Source organism: SAR86 cluster bacterium (assembly GCA_023703575.1).
Classification (GTDB): domain Bacteria; phylum Pseudomonadota; class Gammaproteobacteria; order Magnimaribacterales; family Magnimaribacteraceae; genus Magnimaribacter.
In genome coordinates this window covers 1416570-1436594 of sequence record CP097969.1, presented here as the reverse complement: position 1 = coordinate 1436594, position 20025 = coordinate 1416570, and the positions used below count along the sequence as shown (strand labels likewise).

Genomic DNA, 20025 nt, shown 5'->3' with positions numbered 1-20025 from the left:
TTTGTGGAAAAAACTAATATAATTGCCCACCCTGAAAATTTGTTATGGCAAGAAAAGCAAAAAATCCACCCGTTGAGTCAAAAGAAAAAGAAGTAGAGGCTGTTGAAGCCTCTGATGAAGCCCTTTTTGGAGAAGAAGACTTAGAAAACTCAGGGCTTAGAGAACTTGTAGATAAAGGAAAAGATCAAGGTTTTCTTACCTACGAGGACATAAACTCCATGCTACCTGAAGATATATCCGATCCTGATCAGGTTGAAGAGACTATTCAGATGTTGATGGACATTGGTATAGAAGTTCTTGAATCAAATAATTCTGCTGGTGATGACAATTCTGAGGCCGCCCCAGAAACTATTGCAGATACCAGAACTACATTGACTACTGTTGAGTCAGAGGTAGGAAGGACAACTGATCCTGTTCGTCTCTATATGAGAGAAATGGGAACAGTAGATCTCCTTACGAGGGAAGGTGAAATAGCAATAGCCAAAAGAATTGAAGAAGGCGCACGAGAACTATTGCAGGCATGTTGTTTCTACCCGGGTATTGTCGATAGAATTTTAGATGAATATCAAGAGGTTGTAGCAGGAGATAGAAGGTTATCGGAAGTATTAGTCGGATTTATGGATATAGAAGAGGGTATTCCGCCACCTGCTTTAGCTCAAAAGAAAGAGAAAGAAGAGAAGGGTGATTCTGATGAAGATGAAGCCTCAGGTCCTGATCCAGTTGAAGTCAAGAAACGCTTTAGCTCACTTAAAAGGCAATTCAATAAAACGAATAAAGCTTGTGCCAGAACAAGAACAAGTAAAGCAGCTATTCAAGAACAAGAAAAATTAGGTGAAATTTTTCAATTTCTTAAATTATCTCCCACTCAATTCGAAATTATAGCTGATCCCGCAAGAGACGCTCTTGAAATTATTAGAGAAGTTGAAAAATATCTTTTTACCATCTATGTAAAGAGGGGGAAGATGCCAAGAAAAGAATTTATCCAAGATTATGCTGGAAATGAAGCTAACGCTTCTTGGTCTGAAAAGATGGCTAAATCGAGAAAACCTTGGGCAAAAGAAGTAAAAGAAAATTTGGCTGAGATCGTGAGGTTACAAAATAAGCTTTCTAAACTCGAGAAAATTATTCAATTACCTATCAGTGAAATTAAAGATATAAATAGAAAGATGTCTATAGGAGAAGCGAAAATACGTAGAGCTAAGAAAGACATGGTAGAAGCGAATCTTAGACTGGTAATTTCTATAGCCAAAAAATACACCAATAGAGGGCTCCAATTTTTAGATCTTATTCAAGAAGGTAATATTGGCCTCATGAAAGCAGTGGATAAATTTGAGTACAGAAGAGGCTATAAATTTTCTACTTATGCCACCTGGTGGATCCGTCAGGCAATTACTCGTTCGATCGCTGATCAGGCAAGAACTATTCGTATACCGGTACATATGATAGAAACTATCAACAAACTTAATCGTGTTTCACGTCAGATGGTTCAAGAAATGGGAAGGGAACCAACCCCTGAAGAACTGGGTGAACGTATGGATCTTCCAGAAGATAAAGTTAGAAGAGTATTAAAAATAGCCAAAGAGCCGATTTCAACCGAGACCCCAATCGGAGATGAAGAAGATACAACCTTAGGTGATTTTATTGAAGATACTTCTATCGATGCACCTGATATAGCGGCTATAGAAGAAAATCTTGAAGGTGCTACTGATGATATATTAGGCAGCCTTACAGCAAGAGAAGCTAAGGTTTTGAGGATGAGATTTGGTATTGGAATGAATACTGATCATACTCTGGAAGAAGTCGGTAAGCAGTTTGATGTAACTCGAGAGAGAATTAGACAAATAGAAGCTAAAGCATTGAGAAAATTAAGACACCCAACTAGATCCTCTCACTTGAAAGGTTTCCTAGACGAATAAGGGCCTGTAGCTCAGTTGGTTAGAGCAGTGGACTCATAATCCATTGGTCGGAGGTTCGAGTCCTCCCGGGCCCACCACATAAGAGAATCTATCAGAAATATCCCAGTAATTACTTAAAATATTTTGATTTAATATTCGTTCAAATTAAGATTTAGCCTTTTCAAAAAGGTAATGTGAAACAAAAAACTCATTCCCTTTATTCATTCCGAAAAAAACTTCGCAAGTAAGAAAAAATACTCTCCATCTATTGAACCAAATTATAGGTTCATCGTAATGATCTCTGAAAATATCCATTATTTCTTTTTTATTTCTGTAAAGATTTTCAAGCCACCCCTTTGAAGTTCTAGAGTAATGATTACCATTAACATCCCACTGATTTACCAAGGTTAGATTTTCATTAAAGTAACTAAAAATATCTCTACTTGGCATTATTCCCCCCAAAAAGAAATATTTAGTCATCCAGTCAAGATCATTTTTAACTTCATAAAAATAAGCTACTTCTTTATTACAAAAAATATGGATAAATAACTTTCCATCCTCCAAAAGAAGATTACTCAAAGAGGCTAGTATTGATTGATAATTCCTGAGATGTTCAAACATTTCAATAGAAAGAATACGATCAAATTTCTTATTTAAAGTCAGTTCATTTACATCCATCTTAAGAGCATTTATATTCTTTAGATTTCTTGTTTCTGCCTGATTATTAATAAAATTAATTTGATCTATTGAATTACTTAGCGAAGTTATTTTTGACTCAGGAAATTTTGCTGCAACGTATAACGAAAAACTACCCCATCCACAACCAAGATCTAAGATTTCTTGACCATTTTTTATACCGGCTCGATCAATATACAAATCCAACATTTTTACTTCAGCTTCATCTAAACTTACTCTGTCATTAAATAATGAGCATGAATATTTCAATCTCTTTCCAAGAACTTTTTTAAAAAATTCTGGAGGTACCTCATAGTGTTGTTCGTTTGCATCAACTGTTTTTTCCGCAACGTCTCCATCTGATAGTAATTTGATTACTTTTTCCTTATTCTTGCCGATACCTGGTTCCGCAAGCCTTCTCTTAGATAAATAAAGAGCGGCTTTTTTTATTATAAAATCTGGAACAAATCCTTTTTCTGTTAAATGTAATATTATTTTTGTCATTTATTTTCCAATAAATATTGTGAAACAGAGATTCTTTCATTTAAGAACCCGCCTCTACAATAAGCAAGATACATATCCCAAGTATTCTTAAATTTTTTATCGAAGTTTAAAGTTTCGATTTGCTGCCAGTATTTTTGAAAATTGTCGAACCATGTCTCTAATGTTTTTGCATAAGATTGGGAAAAATCTATTTGGATTTCTGATTTGAGTTCATTTTTTTCGGCAAGATTATGAATTATTTGATTACTGGCAAGCATACCTCCAGGAAAAATATATGTCTGAATAAAATCAGGATTATTTTTATAGTATTCAAATAAATGATCTCCAATAGTTATAGTTTGGATAGCTGCTTTACCATCTTTTTTTAATAATGATTTAATTTTGGAGAAAAATGTATCCCAATATTGCGATCCAACAGCCTCGAACATCTCAATCGATACAATAGCATCATATTTTCCCGAAACTTTTCTATAATCTATAAGCTCTATCTCAGGGTTTTCTTTAATTTTTTGAAGCCTAGTTTTTGCAAACTCAAGTTGGCTTGGTGATATTGTTATTCCCTTAACATCAAAACCCTTTTTGGTTGCATATTCTAGGAATCCTCCCCAGCCACATCCAATTTCGAGTATTTTCGATCCCTCTTTTAAGTCCAGTAAATCCAAGATTGATTGATATTTATTATTTTGAGCTTCACAAAGGCTTTTTGTATCTTGATAAAATATTCCTGAAGAATAAGTCATAGTGTTATCCAGCCAAAGACTAAAAAAGTCATTACCTAGATCATAGTGTGCTTCAATATTTTTCCTACTTCCTTTGATAGTATTTTTATTAAGGAAGTGATTAATTCTTGCGAAGATATTAAAAAAAAGTATTCCATTTGAGATTTTTGAAAGCGCATTTAAATTTTTAGGAAGATAATCCATCAATTCCATTAATTTATCTGTTTGCCAATAATTTTTCATATATCCTTCAGTCAGTCCTAAAGCACCCCGTCTTAGAATAAGCCATACACCAAGCCATGAGTTAAAACGAATTTCTAGAGAGTCTAGATTATCTCCTAATTGAATTTTTTTCTCATTTGGAAGAACTAAAGAAAGATTTTCTTTTTCTAATTTTCCGATATTTTTATTTAAAAAATTTTGAATAACTTTAGTCAGCATATCCGTTACTTCCATGTGGAAAAACTTTGAATCTTTTCAACCAAAGAATGAATGCTTGTATATGAATTCTTAGAAGCACAAGTAGAGAACTTGAAATCAATCCTATATAAAACCTAAATTTTCTTAGGCCTTTAGCTTGAATAATTGATCCCCTAATATTTGTGACTATTTCTGCTTTTTTTTCTTTATTAAATTGATTTATTTTTATTTCAAAAGGATCACTAGATAGATTAAATTTATAAAATCCAGATTTTTCCGCAAATGGCGAAACGTACATATTTTTCTTCACTTCCATCCAGATATTTTGAGAAATCGTATCTCCTTTGTTCTCAATGACATACATTTGTTTTTCATGGAAAGTATTTTCAACCTCTGCAGTAAAAAATTTACAACCTTCATCAGTTTCTAAAAACCAAAAACATACGGGATTGAAAGATTTAATAAAACCTATGTTTGGAGTTCTCAATAAGTTAATACGACATGCATCAGAATTAATATTATTTTCTTTAATAAATAATCTCATTTTCTTAATAACTTTCTCTGACATATCAGAGTATTTTTTTTCGAAACTCAAAATTTTTGAGTGCGCATATAGAAAACTTTCTGAATTGAAATCATAGACCTCTTCAATGAAAGCTGATTTATATGTATATTTAAACTCGTGCTTGTTAGAGCCCACTCTTTTGTGAAATACAGTACCATCAAAGAATTTCAATCTTGTATTATTCATTAAAATTTTTTAACATTTCAGCCGTTGATTTTATCCCATCTTCATGGAATCCGTACCCCAGATGCGCACCAACAAAATATGTATTATTTTCCCCTTGGATAGATTTAAGGTATTTTTGTCCTTCAAGGGTATTTTCACTGTACAAAGGATGCTCATAACACATTTTTTTAAAAACTCTCTCTTGATCTATTTCAGGGCAATTACCTAACGTTACAAAAATTTCTTTTTCTGTATCCAATTTTTGTAAATTATTCATCCAATAAGTAACGTAATCATAATTTTTACTTTTAAAAGAGTTCCAAGAGGACCAAAGAGATTCTTCCTTTGGCATAAGATTTTTATCATCATGAAGCAACACATTATTGCTGGTATATTCAAACATAGATAAGATTCCAGTCTCCTTGGGAGAAATATCAGTAAGTATTTCTTCAATTTGATTTGCATGACAGGCAAAAATTAATAAATCATATTGGCTGATTATGCCTTTATTTTGAAGTGTTACTTTTTTTCCTTCTCGCTTTATAAGCAGTTCAGCATCAGTAATAACATTATTTATATCAGAGACTTTCATTATTTTTTCTACGTAGTTATCGCTTCCCCCTAGGACCGTGAACCATTGTGGCCTTTTAATTAAATCTAAGAGACCATGGTTTTTAAAAAAACTTGATAGTGATTTCATAGGAAATCTTTTTATTGATTCTTGAGATGATGACCATATCGATGAGGACATAGGGAGTATGTAGTTTTCGATGAAGAAATCTGAAAAATTATTTTTTCTTAGCCAATTTTCAACAGAAGAATTTATCTCGACATTAGATGCGAGTTTATTAAATCTCATTATTTCAACAAAAAGTCTTATCTTCTTAAAACTATTTAAAAATCTTAATTTTAGGAAATCATTTGAGCACCACTTAAGATTCTCTGTCTCTACTCCGAAAGACATTGACGTTGGATGAAGTTCAACCCCCAGATTCAAAAACAACTCTGTAAGAAGTGGATAATTCCTATCATTCATCACGATGAAGCCTGAATCAACTCTTATTTTCTTTTCAAGCTCTAAAGTGTGCGTATGTGTATGCCCACCCAGTCTCAAATCTTTTTCAAATAAGTCTACTTCATGCTCATTGGATAAATAGTAAGCAGCCGAGAGGCCTGATATTCCAGATCCTATAATTGCAATTTTCATAGCATTACCTCTTTTCGACAATAGGAATTGATCATGGATGACTTTGCATTCAAGCTGTGGAATAAAGATATTGCTTCCAGCATATTTTCCTTCGTAAGGATTTTCAGACTAAAAGATTTTCAGACTAAAAATGTTTAATTCTATAATCCTCTACCCTGCTCATTAATTTTAAAACTGCAGCTATAGATATCGGTAATAATAAAAACACTATAAATAACCCTATGAAAAATACTCCCATTTGGAAAATTCCAGCACTTTTGGGTTGGGATGCATTAGATTCAAAATATTTAATAGAGTAAAGATAAGGGTATTCCTGAAATCTTTTTTGCATTGTTAATATCCATGTTCGTAAATTTTTTAGCCTCTCGTCATTTAATAATGATTCCAGCGCTGGAACCGGAATGCTGGAATGGCATTGTACTATCCCAAATAAAATAAAGTCTCTAGTTCCAGGCTTCTCGCCATCTATAAAAGGACATTTGGAAGCGTGAAGTATATTTTCCCAATATAAAAACTGGTTACCAAAGTCATCAGGTTCCTTTTGTTTTAATGTCCATTTGCCAATATTTATTAACGCAAACATGTAGAAGGCAACAAAGCTTAAAAGAAAGTTATTTACAATATTATTAATTAAAGACCCAGAAATTTGTCCTCCGCGAGCAAAGTATTGAAAAAATTTAAATGGATTATCAGTTCGATGCAGCACTCCTTGCCAAGCATTATTGGCAGCTTTTAGTTCATTAGCGAGTATAGGTTTATAACCTAATTTAGTAAGTATTTGAGTTGACTCAATTTCCCATGGTTCTTCATTTAGTGAAACTGCAGGCATGTAGACACCCCATTTTCTGAAGACTTCATAAGGTGGTCGTATATGAAGATCATATTCCAAATCTTTATCATATAGGGCAAGTAAGACTGCTTGTACCCAAGGAGAGTGAGTAAAACCATATACTTTTACACTCATACTCTAATTTTGATAAATATTCACTCTCCTGTTTAATTAAAAGCTATTTGCTAGATTCAGAAAACACGCTTGAAAAAGGATTTTATTTTCTTATTTCTGCATAAACTTTAGTTGACCCGTCTTTGTAATGTATAAGTACATCGTAAGGTGTAAAACGATCCTCAACTTCCATGCCCGGTGAGCCCAATGGCATTCCAGGAACGGATAGGCCTACTGCATCTGGATTACTTTCTGAAAGAAATTGTACGACATATTTACTTGGAATATGCCCTTCAAAAAAGTGTCCTTGCAAGGAAACTCCGGTATGACATGATCTATACTCAGGTTCTATTTTTAGTTCTTCTTTAATTTTTACAAGGCTTTGGTGATCTTTTGTATTTACAATAAATCCGTTCTCTTCCATGTGATTAACCCACATTTTGCAACAGCCACAAGTCGGAGTTTTATGAACCAGTAGTTCAAAATTAGATTCACTATTTTGTTTACTGATGTCAGAAGCTCCTAAGAGTGAGGTTAATAGAAACAACAAAAAACCAGAATATATTTTTTCCATATATTTATTTTATACTTTCTGCACCTCTTTGAATATGAACGTCTAATCTAGAAAGGTTAAATCCTGCTTCACAGTTCAAAAATGGGGTCGATTGACAAAATCAATCTATCTTTTTCATCATGAGGCGATCGGTGTACGACGCCGTTAAAATTATTATTCCAAGCACCGCCTTTAAGTAAAGACCAATGACCTGTGACCAGTTGTTTAATATCTGCATTTTCCTTAATGGGTATGTGTTTATTTTTTCTATCAAGAAAGATTTCCCAATCAACGTCTTGATTTGAGATCCATTGCGTTCCCTCTCCGCACAAAGTAATGAGCATTCTGCATTTAATATTATCTACATGAAAGAGCGGGCACATAGGTGATCTTAGAGTGGCGATTTTAACTCCAATTTTTTTACAATCTACAAGACTTCCCAGCACTTCACCACTTTCCAAAATCAAATCAATTAACATTGACCTAAAAGATGTTTCTACTGACTCGGGGAAGATTTCTTGAATCGTCCTGGAGTCATTTAAATCTTGATGCCATTGAAGTTTTAAGACCTCTCTTGATTTAATAAAATTTGTAGATAAACCTTTAATGGCATCAAATTTTTGCCTTTTAACACTGACTAATTCGACGTCGTCAAGATGTATATCTGTAAAGCAGGCTAATTGATCTCCTATAACTGAATTCATCATTATTAAGAGTTAAGAAACTTTATTGCCATGCTGGGAACGGATCATTTAATGTTTTCCAGTATGCTTTACCTTTTAGAACTTCATCTTCGCTCAAAAGACACTCATCAAGTCTTTCTATCATCTTTTTTTGATCTAACCCTTGACCAATAAAGACCAATTCTTGACGCATGTCACCGAAAGGTTCCACCCACATCTTTCTAATTGCATCTAAGTATTCTTCATCTAAAGGCCAATCCTTCTTCGGTACAGATTTCCAGAACATCCCTGCAAATCCATAATGAGCAATGCCACCAGCTTGACTCCATTGTCCTGCAAACTCAGGACGAGTGGCTAACCAAAAATAACCTTTTGAGCGGATAAGCTTACCAAACTGTTTAGTACCATGAAGAAATTTGAAAAATTTGTCAGGATGAAAGGGTCTTCTCGCTTCATATGTGAAACTACCAATTCCATATTCCTCAGTTTCTGGAACGTGTTCACCACGCATTTCTTTTAACCAACCTGGAGCTTGTTGAGCACGCTCAAAGTCGAAAAGACCTGTATCTAAAACCTCATCTATATCAACTTTTCCATGGGCAATAGGTACTATTTTGGCTTCAGTATTAAGTGTTTTTAAAATGGCTTCTAAACGTTCTATTTCTTTTGGACTAACTAAATCGGTTTTACTCAATAAAATAATATCAGCGAATTCAACTTGATCAACAAGAAGGTCTGCGACACTCCGCTCATCCTCTTCACCTAAAGATTCACCAGTATCTTGTAGATACTTTGCTTCATCATAATCTTTTAAGAAGTTTACGGAATCAACTATTGTCACCATTGTGTCCAAATTAGCTACGTCGGACAAAGAAACACCGTTTTCATCTTCAAAAGTGAATGTTTCTGCTACAGGAAGAGGTTCAGATATTCCTGTGGATTCGATGACTAGATAATCAAATCTACCTTCTTGCGCAAGTTTATTAACCTCTTCAAGGAGATCTTCTCTAAGCGTACAGCAGATACAACCATTACTCATTTCAATCAATTTCTCTTCACTGCGGTTTAAAGAAACTTCATTTTGAACGATAGCAGCGTCTATATTAATTTCACTCATATCATTCACTATTACAGCTACTCTTTTATTTTCTCTGTTATTTAAGATGTGACTTAGTACGGTCGTTTTACCTGCGCCCAGGAAACCGGAAAGTACAGTAACTGGGAGTTTATTGCTCAGAAGATTTTCCATATTTGCCCTTAAAAAATAGTTATATCTAAATAACATAGCATAGTTGTCAAGCCCCCCCTTGAAGATTGATAAAAAAAGGAGTTTTTGAGTTAATTGCCGCTTGAAAGATCTGTTGTAAGATTGATTTATCCTATTAATACTCTCATAATTGAGTTGTTACACATCAATTTCATATGTGACTCACCAAACTTCAATAATGCTTCACTTTATTACGATAATCATCATTGCAATAAGCTTATGGATTGGTAATTCAGCAGTCTCACTATTTTTGGGTATATCTCTAGCGCTCTTTTATAAATTACCCAAAGATTTTCTTACTCAAAAGTATGGATCCAGAATTTTACAAACAGGCATCGTTTTTTTAGGAGGCAGTTTGAGTTTAGATTCACTTTACGAGACCAATTCAGTTTATTTCTTTTGGATTTCGCTGTATGTGGTTTTGGCATTCGGTGCAGTTATATTGCTCGGTAAAATATTGGGTGTTTCTCAAAAGCTATCCTTTCTTTTGGCTTCCGGAACAGCGGTTTGTGGCGGAACTGCTATCGCTTCAGTTGCACCTTCAATTAAAGCTAGACCAGAAGACTTAACAATGGCTATCACGATAGTTTTTTTATTAAATGCCGCCGCTGTTTTATTATTTCCCACCTTAAATAACTTCATTCAACTAAACGAAGTTCAGTTTGGTGCATGGGTTGCACTTGCAATACACGATACGGCATCTGTCGTTGGCGCTGCTTCTAGTGTAGGTGAATTATCAGTTGAAGTTGCTGCAACACTTAAAGTTGCAAGGACTATCTGGATAGTCCCCTTAGTAATTTTTGCAGCTTGGCTTTATAGAAGTAAGAATGAAGGACTAGGGTTACCTCTTTTTGTAATATTCTTCTTGATTGCCGCTTTATTAAATTCTTTTCTCCAACCTGATGAGATTATTACAGACTACTTTAAGGAAATTAATCGAATTTGCCTTTTGATAGGTCTTTTTTGTATTGGAACTCAGATAAATAGAGATAGCTTGAGTAAGCTTCAATTCAAGCCGATAGCGTTGGCATGCTTAATTTGGTCGATAATTATTCCAAGTTCTTTATTATTGGTGCAAGGCCTTTAATTAAAACTTTTTCTTTTGTTTTTCGCAGTTTCCTTTTGCAAGAATTTCTATTTTTGGATCTTTACCCTTTTTACCATCTACTCTTTTTAGCCAAATGTCTCCCTTAATTCTTGCTTTACCAGTAAACCAATTTATCTCGTTGTTTATTTTATAAATATCAACTTTATATTCAGGATAATTTGGATGCATTGCTCCATTCTCAATGAAATGAGTTACCGTAATGCCGGTCTCTTTTTTCTCCTTTACCCAATCACTTTGCGTAACCCAGACTGGAGCAGGCTCGACAACATAGTCTAGTTTTAGGAGATCATCTGAACTTTCATCCAAGGCCCAATATTGGATCACATCAATTTTATTTTTATCCCATGCGTCTTTATTAAGCGTTTGTTTTGCTCTATTTAAAAAAAATATTGATTGAGTTGTGGTAACAGCTACATTTTTTGCAATCTCTACAGCTTCATTAAAATAATTTCTTCTGAAGTCATCATAAGTGATGGAATAATTACCTTCCAATTCACATAAAACTTTCTTAGGTTCTTCAGAATATGACGAATGAGCAATAAAAAGTGCTGCTATCAAGGTAAATAATTTATTCATCCTAAAATAAATTTTACATACAAAAAAAGTAACTAGAAAGTAACTTTATCGGTCTAGAAAAAGTAAAAAAAAAATATTATATTACCTTTGTGTCTGCAGATTGTTTGATATTGAATAGAGACGGAAGGCCTCTGAGCTTTTTTCCACTTTCAGTAGTCGACTGGCACTCCGCAATAAAACTCACTTTAAACCGAAAAGTCTTCGTTGTGAAAGATCATAGTGATTGGGTTGTAAGGTCTCCAAGCATGGCCTTCAATGTTCCAAGCATAATCATGCTCTCAAATTATCATCATCTAAAAAAAGAGGTAAAGTTTTCGAGATCTAATGTTTTTTTCAGGGATAATTATGTATGCCAGTACTGTGAAAAAAAATTTCCGAGAAATGACCTTACTTTAGATCATGTAATTCCAATTTCTAAAGGAGGCGATACGTCTTGGGAGAATGTCACTACTTCGTGTAAAGTTTGTAATAACAAAAAAGGGAATTCTGATTTGAAGCCATTGACGACGCCTAAGAAGCCAACCTTAAAGCATATGATGAGATCTTATTTAGATTCGTCTTATAACTTTAGAGATGAGGAATGGACAAAGTATATTGATATCGATTGAAATCTACTCCCAAACTAAGGTCTTGGAAGAAGTCATTTCTTTTATAAAAATCTCCTCTTCCGAAGAGTAAGGGCTACCATCAGCTCTTAAAATGTCATGAAACCATACTTCAGGCTCAGGTATATCATCACCTTCATTTAAAAAATCACCTTCTTCCTTTTTCTTTTTTAGGTCTAAGATTGTAGACCAGCCAAAATGTGTTTGGCTTTTTCCAGCTACGAGTCCCCAGTTAAAACATCCAATATTATTTTTTTTAAAAATAGGTAAGCTAAATTCAAAAGTTGACCCAAATTCTCTAGCCATATACTCAGTACATATTAAAGGTCTATTGAAATTTTTTAGTCTGTCGATTGTCTCTTGAAGTTTTTCGCCCTCGTAAGTGTGAAAAGTAATTACATCAGAGTTTTTTTGATTTAATTGAATAATCTCTTCACCTACGGAGCCATCTAAACAGGCTGTTAATGGTTGGGAGGGCCTTACTTCCAGTGCCCATTCCCAAACTAATTTTAATAAAGCTAAAGATTTGTCACCTATTCCAAATTGACCAGGTTCATTGTAAATATCCCAAAGAAGAATTCTCTGATCATCGCCATAGTGCTCGAGTATTTCTTGAACAAAACTCTTAAGTCTAGGAATTCCTGGATGACTATCATTATCATGAATTTCACTTACAAGGGCCATACCTGGGCTTTGCTTCCAACCTGAATTATGAACACCTTTGACTGGTTTGGGTTGGACACCAAGTTTTGGATAAGGTCTGTGACAGTCATCAAATAAAACTAACATTGGCCTTATCTTATTTTGGGCACAAATATCTAGAAATTGATCTAAGATATTTTTAAAAGTTTCTGGATCATTCCAAAGTAAGTCATGCAGATAAACTCTAACTGAGTTAAAGCCTAAATTATTTGCCCAAGATAATTCCCTCTCATTAATTTCAATATCAAATGTTTCTGGTTGAAACATTTCCAGCTGATTTATTGCATTACTGGGTAGATAGTTGCATCCAACTATCCAATCTTGGTCTTTATACCATTTAAAGGCTTCCGACTCTGTCCATTTAGTCATTATTTAGTCAGTCTTTAGACATTTAGTCATGCCTTGTATAAAAATACCTTGTCTTGCTATTTCACATTGCTCTTTAAGACGAAAAGGAGTGGAATAGGTTAACCATTCACAACTTTTACAGGGTTTTATAAAGAGACTGAACTCATTTGCAAATGAAGTTGATGGATAAACGAATAAAGTGATAAACACGGTTAGTATAAAAGACTTTTTCATAATTTTTTTATTCTATAATTCATACTGACTGAGCATGACCATTATAAGCACAAAAGAGTTAGATATATATTTTGAAAGGAGTGCACCTCGCTCTAATGGGCCATTATTGTTTATAGGAGGAACAGGTGGAGACTTACGTAATAAGCCTAATCAGCTTCATTCACCTCTTTCAGAATATTTTGAAATTATTAGTTATGATCAAAGAGGCTTAGGTCAGACATCTAGCCCATCTGGAGCTTATTCAATGCAACAATATGCTGATGATGCTGCTCATCTTCTTGATGTCCTTCAAATAAATACTATTCCGGTTATGGGTGTTTCTTTTGGTGGCATGGTTGCTCAAGAATTTATAAAAAGGCATTCATCTAGAGTAAGTAAACTAGTCTTGGCTTGCACTTCCTCAGGTGGAGAGGGTGGCTCTTCTTATCCTTTACACATATTAGAAGAGTTGAGTGAAGAGGAGAAACTTGAGAAAAGTATCAAAATAAATGATCTAAGAATTACTGATGAATGGATAGAGCAAAATAAGGATTTATGGCGATCTATAAAAGAACAGGCAAAAAATAGGAACGCATTTAAACCAAAGCCAAGAAACCTCCTTAAACAACTCCTGGCAAGAAAGGACCATAATACTTACTCAGATTTAGATGATATCAACATTCCAACTTTTTTATTGGGAGGCAAATATGATGGTATAGCTCCTATGTTAAACATGGAGAAGATGCATCAAAAAATTCGTAATAGTAAGTTAGAGTTCTATGAAGGGGGTCATTTATTTCTAATACAGGATACCAATGCCTTCCAGGACATAATTAACTGGCTGACTCATTAAAGCTAATTATTTTGCTTGCTGTAGATTCCCAGGAAGATCTAATGTCGGAGTCTATATTAGATAAGTCTGGAGGAATGTTATAACGTCTTATTGATTTTCTTACGATGTCACCACTTTTATTTTTATCGATATCAATAATGTTCAAAGCGGCATGATCCTGATCAAATTTCGATGCTAGACTTATATCAATGTCATTTAACCAACACATGATTGCAGCATTAACTGCACCATGTAAAACAATGGCAATTTGACTCCAATCTTCTTGTAAAATTTTTTCTAATTGATTTGTTACTCTATTATAAAATTCGTCTGCTTCTTCAATTCCACCTATTGCATTTTTTGACTTAGAGCTTTCAAATAGATATCCAAATTTTTTTACATCATTATCTCTAAAAGATTTAGGATCCCATTGGTATTCTCTCAGCTCTGGATAAGCTTCTATAATTATGTTCCTTCTTTTGGCCATATGAGCACCTGTCTGAAGAGTTCTCGGTAAGCCTGAACTAAGAATTCTTTCAAAATATATATCCTTTGTATTCTCATCAATTAACTTCGCTTGCAAAAGACCTTTGTCAGTTAAGTCTACTAAATTTGGATCTGCAACAACTTTACCTGAGGGCATATAATTTACTTCTCCATGCCTAAATAAATAAATTCTTTTTCTTGTAAGTCCATCTAAAGACATATTTTCTTTCATATCGTTAACTCTTAATACCTATGAAAAGCTTTATTAAAGCTCAATTATCGAGACCAAGTTTGGAAATAAAATTCTCAAAAGACTCAAGACATCCTGAATAATGAACAGTTTCCATATTTCGCTTCATCATCTCTCTCCAGTTTTCTTTTGATTTGAGTTGTTCGGGATCCTTATATCCATCAATAGATCCAACTGTGAAGCCCAAATATTCAGGCCATATATTAATAAAAAGAAGCTTAAGATCATCAAGGAGAACTTCATAAGGATATTCGTCTTTAATTTCAGGTTTCTTAGAAATCATGGCCTCATAATATATCGATGTCATTTCATCGAGCCTGTGTATCATTCCGCTATCCAATGAAAATGAATTAAACCAAACTTGTCCGAATTCATTACTTGCTGGGCCAGCTACCCACATCTGCCAATCTATTATTCCCATGCTGCCATCATTCTTAGATTTAAAGATATTATTCCCTCGTGCATCACCATGAGTAATCGTTCGTGGCCTCTTTTGCAGTTCCTTGAGTAATTCTTCTTGTATTTTTTTTCCGTTTTTGGAGGCATAAATATCCACAAGTTTTTTTATTGTTTCACCTACCTCATCACTTACCATTGAAAGCAGTGATTCCCCATAAACGTCTTCCCATTTAGGGACAGCTCTGTCCCACGTTGTTTCTCCGTCTTCCCAATAATCATCATTTAAATTTTGCCAGTGGGCTCTAAAGGGTCCCAATCCAGCATCATTCGATACAGGTTCCCCCCAGCAAGCTGCATGAAAGTACCCAAGGTCCTTCATGAATTGAATTGTATCGTCATAAGTCATGGGATTATCAAACTGATCAAATGGAACCCAATTATCTTCATCAAAATCTTCTAGAACTAAGCAAAATTCCTTACATTCAATATCATCATCTGCTTTGAAGATTCCATAACATTCCGGAACTCTAATGACATCTTTTACTTTATGAATGAGAGTCGAGTAAAAATAAACTTCTTTTGCATATACTTGAGTAGATAAACACATTTCAACAACTTCCGGAATTTCTTTTGTACATTTAAGAAAACAGCTTTTTGGAAGATCATTAATTCCATCATAAGAAATATTAAAGACTCTAAATGCATCCGCTAAAACTCCGCCAGCTGTCATGCTCGTATCTAATTCAAATGATATGACTTTTCCGTTAAAACACTTCGAGAGAAACTCATTCGTAACCTCTTCAGGATGAAGAGGAAAATCTCTTGATACTTTATTCACTAAAAAAACTCCTTTTTAAAGATTATATTTACATCATAAAGTCTATAACTTCGATGAATATTTCAGGACTATTAATTACTACGCAATCAAGTAAAATACGTCCGCGCTCACTTGTTCAAAGTGGATATTATCATACTACATAGAAATCTGAGATTAGAGGACAATTCAGCTCTTTTCCACGGTTCCCAAAAGCAGAATTATCGAGTTCTCTATGTTTATGACAAACATTACTGGTCGTCAGATGGGCGATCTCCAAGACAATTTTCATTTTTTGTAGATTGTTTGAAAGAACTTCAAATAGGCCTTACTAAACTTAATTCATGTATTGAGATTTTTCAGGGTAGTTATTCTGATTTAACAACTTATATTGAGACAAACTATCCCGAGTCAAGGATTCATCTTAATCATTCTACTGATACATCCTATTTCAGAGATCAAATGAGCAAATTCAAGAATATTTATAAGGAATCTCAAAGACTAAAAGTATATGAAGATTTTGGAATACAAACTCAGCAATTTAATAGAGACAGGTGGTCTTATGATTGGAATAAACAAATGAGAAAAGAACGACTTGAGCTACCAAAATCTAATCTTAACCATGAACCTACAGATTTAATGACTCTCGATGACTTTTTAGATTCCCAGAATATCATTCAAAAAAGTTTTCAGAAAGGAGGTACAAAAGAAGCAAATGTGTTACTTGAATCTTTCTTTGAGATGAGATCTGAAGGGTATTCAAAAAAAATGTCCAGCCCTCATGAAGCTGAAGAATCATGTTCAAGACTTTCTCCTCACATAGCATTCGGTACAATATCGATTAGGGAAATATATCAAAAACTTGAGTCTTATTATCCTCAATCACAATTCAAGAGAGATCTCTATTCGTTCAGGAAAAGATTATATTGGCATTGTCATTTCATACAAAAATTGGAAACAGAACCCGAGTTGGAATTTAATTCCATGCACAGAATGTGTGATAACCTCAGAGAATCTGAGAATAAAGAATTTATTGATAGATGGATTAATGGTAAAACAGGATTTCCTTTTATGGATGCATGTATGCTTTATCTTAGAGAAAAGGGTTGGATCAATTTTAGAATGAGAGCGATGATCATGTCATTTGCATCTTATAATTTATGGCAGCCATGGCAATCCACATCTCCTTTGCTTGGAGAACTGTTTGTCGACTATGAACCAGGTATACACATTCCCCAAGTACAGATGCAAAGTGGAGTTACTGGAATAAATCTACCTAGAATTTATTCAGTCAATAAACAGAGCTTAGATCAAGATCCTGAAGCAAAATGGATAAAACAAATAATCCCAAGTCTCAATGATATTGATCCAAAAAAAATACATTCCGCAGATTTACAGACAGCTTACATTTCTCCAGTCGTAGACTTAAAACAATCAGCAAAATATGCAAGAGATACTATTTGGTCAATAAGAAAAGGAGATGAGTTTAAAAAGATTGCTAGATCTGTTTATTATAAACATGGCAGTAGAAAAAGAAGTTAAAAATGAACATTAGAACTAGACGAATATTAGGATATCTGGGGGTTATTCCCTTTATTTTTTTATCCTTTTATCCGCTCTTTTTAGATTTTCCTGAGGGTTATGTCTTCAATCTAATTTTATCATTTTACGGAGGTGTAATACTATCTTTCCTAGGAGGTATGACTTGGGGATGGGAAGGAGAGGATGAAAATAATCTTTCATTAATAGTGGGTATTTTAGTTTCACTAGCCGGTTTTTTGATAATTGCACTCTCCAATATGTTTCTTTATTACAGTCTATGCCTAAGTCTCCTTACATTTATTTTATTCTATCTATTTGAATTGAGAGTCTCAGAGAAGATGAAGCAAGTGAAATATAGAAACTTAAGAGCAAATTTGACCATATTGGTAACTATTTCTTATATCGTTTGTTTAGCAACTTACACTTGGTAAAAAAACTATTATTGCCTCCTTAGCTCAGTTGGTAGAGCAGGTGACTCTTAATCACTTGGTCGTAGGTTCGAGTCCTACAGGGGGCACCATGGTTATATTCAGTGTCGGCTTAACCTAAAGGTCTTGATTTATCATTCACTGGCAGTTTAAATCCAAAATATAAATTTTGTAATGTAAAGGAGTACATAATGAAAAATTTAATTTCTAAAATAATAAGTGTAATATTTTTATCAAGCTTATCGTTTTTTAGTTTCAGTTCCGAAAAGGATGTCCTGGATACGATATATAAATGGTCTGCCTTAGAGGGTGACCTTGATGCTCAGGCAGAACTAATAAGGGATGATCGGGTTATGATAACCTCCAAAAGATGGCCTAATCAGGCAGAGAATTTAATGATTCAAAAGGAGAGAAGGGCTGCAAGCCTTTCACGAGATCCTGACTTAAAGTTAATTTCTACTATATCTTCTCCAGAAGTGAGAATTTATGGCGAGGTAGCTATTGCAGATTTTGTGAGGCGAACAGATTTTATTCCGAGTATGGGCGAGATGAGTCCACCAACATTTACGTACATTACTCTCGTATTAGTTGAGGAAGATGGAAATTGGGGAATAGCGCATACACATAACTCTCCAATGTAATAGCCTATTGAGGGTTTACCTGCATTGAAAAGACCAAAAACTTTTAAGCTTGCCCTAGACTGGACTCCAAATATTAACCATATCGGTTTTTTTGTTGCTCAAAAAAAAGAGTTTTATCAAGAGAAGGGAATAGATTTAGAGATAATTTCACCTGAAGCTGATAATTACGAACATTCACCTGCGAAAAAAGTGGAATTGGGCTTGGCTGATATTGCCCTGTGTCCAACAGAGTCAATAATAAGTTTTAGAACAAAAGATTCACCTTTTAGTTTAATGGCAATAGCTACTCTTTTCCAAAGAGATGTTAGCGCTATTGCTGTTCGAGAAGATTCAAATGTTAATAGACCAATGGACCTGGATTCAAAGTCTTATGCATCTTATGGAGCTAGATACGAAGATCTAATTGTAAAAGAATTAATTAAAAAAGATGGAGGAGTAGGTGATTTAGACATACATTATCCCGATAGACTAGGGGTATGGAATGCTTTGATTAATCAAAATTTAGATGCAACTTGGATATTTCTCAATTGGGAAGGTATACAGAGACCTAACTTTAAGTTTTTTAAATTAGAAGATTACGGAATTCCTTATTCATATTCACCATTGATAGTTGTACCTCACTTATTGATCGAGAGAAGTAAGGATGAACTAAGAAGATTTCTCTCGGCAACAAAAAAAGGTTTGTTGTATTCTTTCAAACATACTGAGGAGTCAACTAACATCCTGAGACCTAATGTCCCTCTTGAGGAAAGAAATATTGATTTGGTTAATTCTTTGGAGTTTTCAAAAGATTACTTCGGTGATGATGAAAGTTTCGGAAAAATCGATCCTAAAGTCTTTGACGATTTCTTTAAATGGATTAAATCTAAAGAGATAGAAAGCTTTAATCTCAAAAGTAGTCAATTCTACATAGATTTAGAATTTTAATAATTTATTCAATAAATAATTCATAACTCATTTCAATGATAGCAACTCTGATATTTAGAGTTAGGGATATCAATTAGATATTAATTTTTTCTTTCTCTATTTTACTGGAGATAAAATCTTCTAGTTTTTCCAATTCATCGCATGAATCTGGACATAAAGTCTTTAGTTTATTCAAATTTTCATTAGCCAACTGAAGTTTATCTAGTACAACAAAAAGCTCTCCTTGATATTCTAGGGCTGCTTTGTTCTCGGGATCTAAATCTAAAGCTTTTTCATAGTATTTTTCGGCATTTGCATAACTGCCGAGTTTTCTTGACGAGAAGGCTAGGAGTGTCCATCCGTCAGCATCATCTTTCTTTTTTCTAGTATAGATTCGGAGTACCTTTTGAGCTTTACCATATTGGTTTTTGTCTAGATGTTCTATCGCTTTTGAATAAAGGTCTGATGGCTTTTTTTTGTCGTATTTTGCTGCTTTTATTGGCATAGCCACTAGCGAAGAGAGTGTCAAAATAATCAGACCAACTTTTAAGAATTTTTTCATATAATATTTAAGAATAT

Annotated in this window: 21 protein-coding genes and 2 tRNA genes; 10 read left to right on the top strand and 13 right to left on the bottom strand. The window is 34.0% G+C overall.

The window, feature by feature from the left end:
• The first annotated feature begins 44 nt into the window (after positions 1 to 44).
• A complete protein-coding gene (gene rpoD, locus M9C83_07315) occupies positions 45 to 1916 on the top strand; it encodes an RNA polymerase sigma factor RpoD (protein URQ66448.1) in 1872 nt (623 codons plus the stop codon).
• Positions 1917 to 1993: transfer RNA gene (locus M9C83_07310), tRNA-Ile, on the top strand.
• 67 nt (positions 1994 to 2060) lie between these two features.
• Here M9C83_07310 and M9C83_07305 read toward each other — a convergent pair.
• From M9C83_07305 to zigA, 8 genes are all read right to left on the bottom strand, one after another.
• A complete protein-coding gene (locus M9C83_07305) occupies positions 2061 to 3074 on the bottom strand; it encodes a class I SAM-dependent methyltransferase (GenBank protein URQ66447.1) in 1014 nt (337 codons plus the stop codon).
• Positions 3071 to 4234 (bottom strand): cyclopropane-fatty-acyl-phospholipid synthase family protein, encoded by a 1164-nt coding sequence (locus tag M9C83_07300; GenBank protein URQ66446.1) that lies wholly within the window; start codon positions 4232 to 4234, stop codon positions 3071 to 3073. The genes M9C83_07305 and M9C83_07300 overlap by 4 nt, the downstream gene beginning before the upstream one ends.
• The gene (locus M9C83_07295) at positions 4224 to 4964 is read right to left on the bottom strand and encodes a DUF1365 domain-containing protein (protein ID URQ66445.1); all 741 of its coding nucleotides are present in this window, start codon (positions 4962 to 4964) and stop codon (positions 4224 to 4226) included. The genes M9C83_07300 and M9C83_07295 overlap by 11 nt, the downstream gene beginning before the upstream one ends.
• On the bottom strand, positions 4957 to 6150 hold the full coding sequence (locus M9C83_07290; GenBank protein ID URQ66444.1) for an FAD-dependent oxidoreductase: 1194 nt from the start codon (positions 6148 to 6150) through the stop codon (positions 4957 to 4959). The genes M9C83_07295 and M9C83_07290 overlap by 8 nt, the downstream gene beginning before the upstream one ends.
• Before the next feature lie 124 nt (positions 6151 to 6274).
• A complete protein-coding gene (locus M9C83_07285; protein ID URQ66443.1) occupies positions 6275 to 7114 on the bottom strand; it encodes a hypothetical protein in 840 nt (279 codons plus the stop codon).
• Positions 7115 to 7196: 82 nt separating this feature from the next.
• The gene (locus tag M9C83_07280; protein ID URQ66442.1) at positions 7197 to 7667 is read right to left on the bottom strand and encodes a DUF411 domain-containing protein; all 471 of its coding nucleotides are present in this window, start codon (positions 7665 to 7667) and stop codon (positions 7197 to 7199) included.
• A gap of 68 nt (positions 7668 to 7735) precedes the next feature.
• Positions 7736 to 8353 (bottom strand): DUF1826 domain-containing protein, encoded by a 618-nt coding sequence (locus M9C83_07275; protein ID URQ66441.1) that lies wholly within the window; start codon positions 8351 to 8353, stop codon positions 7736 to 7738.
• A gap of 19 nt (positions 8354 to 8372) precedes the next feature.
• A complete protein-coding gene (gene zigA / locus M9C83_07270) occupies positions 8373 to 9578 on the bottom strand; it encodes a zinc metallochaperone GTPase ZigA (protein ID URQ67409.1) in 1206 nt (401 codons plus the stop codon).
• 175 nt (positions 9579 to 9753) lie between these two features.
• Between zigA and M9C83_07265 the strand changes: the two genes are divergently transcribed.
• Positions 9754 to 10683 carry a putative sulfate exporter family transporter gene (locus M9C83_07265; protein ID URQ66440.1) on the top strand — a complete coding sequence of 310 codons (930 nt, stop codon included), beginning with the start codon at positions 9754 to 9756 and terminating at the stop codon, positions 10681 to 10683.
• Here M9C83_07265 and M9C83_07260 read toward each other — a convergent pair whose 3' ends face one another.
• Positions 10684 to 11280, bottom strand: a complete 597-nt coding sequence (locus M9C83_07260) for a hypothetical protein (protein URQ66439.1) — start codon at positions 11278 to 11280, stop codon at positions 10684 to 10686.
• 89 nt (positions 11281 to 11369) lie between these two features.
• Between M9C83_07260 and M9C83_07255 the strand changes: the two genes are divergently transcribed.
• On the top strand, positions 11370 to 11888 hold the full coding sequence (locus M9C83_07255; protein ID URQ66438.1) for an HNH endonuclease: 519 nt from the start codon (positions 11370 to 11372) through the stop codon (positions 11886 to 11888).
• A 3-nt stretch (positions 11889 to 11891) separates the two neighbouring features.
• Here the strand turns inward: M9C83_07255 and M9C83_07250 are convergent, their stop codons facing one another.
• On the bottom strand, positions 11892 to 12956 hold the full coding sequence (locus M9C83_07250) for a glycoside hydrolase family 5 protein (GenBank protein ID URQ66437.1): 1065 nt from the start codon (positions 12954 to 12956) through the stop codon (positions 11892 to 11894).
• A 247-nt stretch (positions 12957 to 13203) separates the two neighbouring features.
• On the opposite strand from M9C83_07250, the gene M9C83_07245 reads away from it, so the two are divergent.
• Positions 13204 to 14001 carry an alpha/beta hydrolase gene (locus M9C83_07245; protein ID URQ66436.1) on the top strand — a complete coding sequence of 266 codons (798 nt, stop codon included), beginning with the start codon at positions 13204 to 13206 and terminating at the stop codon, positions 13999 to 14001.
• Here the strand turns inward: M9C83_07245 and M9C83_07240 are convergent.
• Complete coding sequence (locus tag M9C83_07240; protein URQ66435.1) at positions 13982 to 14698, bottom strand: histidine phosphatase family protein; 717 nt, start codon at positions 14696 to 14698, stop codon at positions 13982 to 13984. The two genes, M9C83_07245 and M9C83_07240, sit on opposite strands and share 20 nt — an antisense overlap.
• Positions 14699 to 14738: 40 nt before the next feature.
• Complete coding sequence (locus tag M9C83_07235; protein URQ66434.1) at positions 14739 to 15953, bottom strand: ecdysteroid 22-kinase family protein; 1215 nt, start codon at positions 15951 to 15953, stop codon at positions 14739 to 14741.
• A 120-nt stretch (positions 15954 to 16073) separates the two neighbouring features.
• Here M9C83_07235 and M9C83_07230 point away from each other — a divergent pair, with 120 nt between their 5' ends.
• The 5 genes from M9C83_07230 to M9C83_07210 all read left to right on the top strand — a co-directional run bounded on the left by M9C83_07230 (position 16074) and on the right by M9C83_07210 (position 19467).
• Positions 16074 to 17471, top strand: a complete 1398-nt coding sequence (locus M9C83_07230) for a deoxyribodipyrimidine photo-lyase/cryptochrome family protein (protein ID URQ66433.1) — start codon at positions 16074 to 16076, stop codon at positions 17469 to 17471.
• 2 nt (positions 17472 to 17473) lie between these two features.
• The gene (locus M9C83_07225; protein ID URQ66432.1) at positions 17474 to 17902 is read left to right on the top strand and encodes a DUF3429 domain-containing protein; all 429 of its coding nucleotides are present in this window, start codon (positions 17474 to 17476) and stop codon (positions 17900 to 17902) included.
• Positions 17903 to 17915: 13 nt separating this feature from the next.
• Positions 17916 to 17991: transfer RNA gene (locus M9C83_07220), tRNA-Lys, on the top strand.
• Between the two features lie 99 nt (positions 17992 to 18090).
• On the top strand, positions 18091 to 18540 hold the full coding sequence (locus tag M9C83_07215) for a nuclear transport factor 2 family protein (protein ID URQ66431.1): 450 nt from the start codon (positions 18091 to 18093) through the stop codon (positions 18538 to 18540).
• 24 nt (positions 18541 to 18564) lie between these two features.
• Positions 18565 to 19467, top strand: coding sequence for an ABC transporter substrate-binding protein (locus M9C83_07210; protein URQ66430.1), 903 nt, complete (start codon positions 18565 to 18567; stop codon positions 19465 to 19467).
• A gap of 73 nt (positions 19468 to 19540) precedes the next feature.
• Here M9C83_07210 and M9C83_07205 read toward each other — a convergent pair whose 3' ends face one another.
• Positions 19541 to 20008, bottom strand: coding sequence for a tetratricopeptide repeat protein (locus M9C83_07205; protein URQ66429.1), 468 nt, complete (start codon positions 20006 to 20008; stop codon positions 19541 to 19543).
• Between the last annotated feature and the right edge of the window lie 17 nt (positions 20009 to 20025).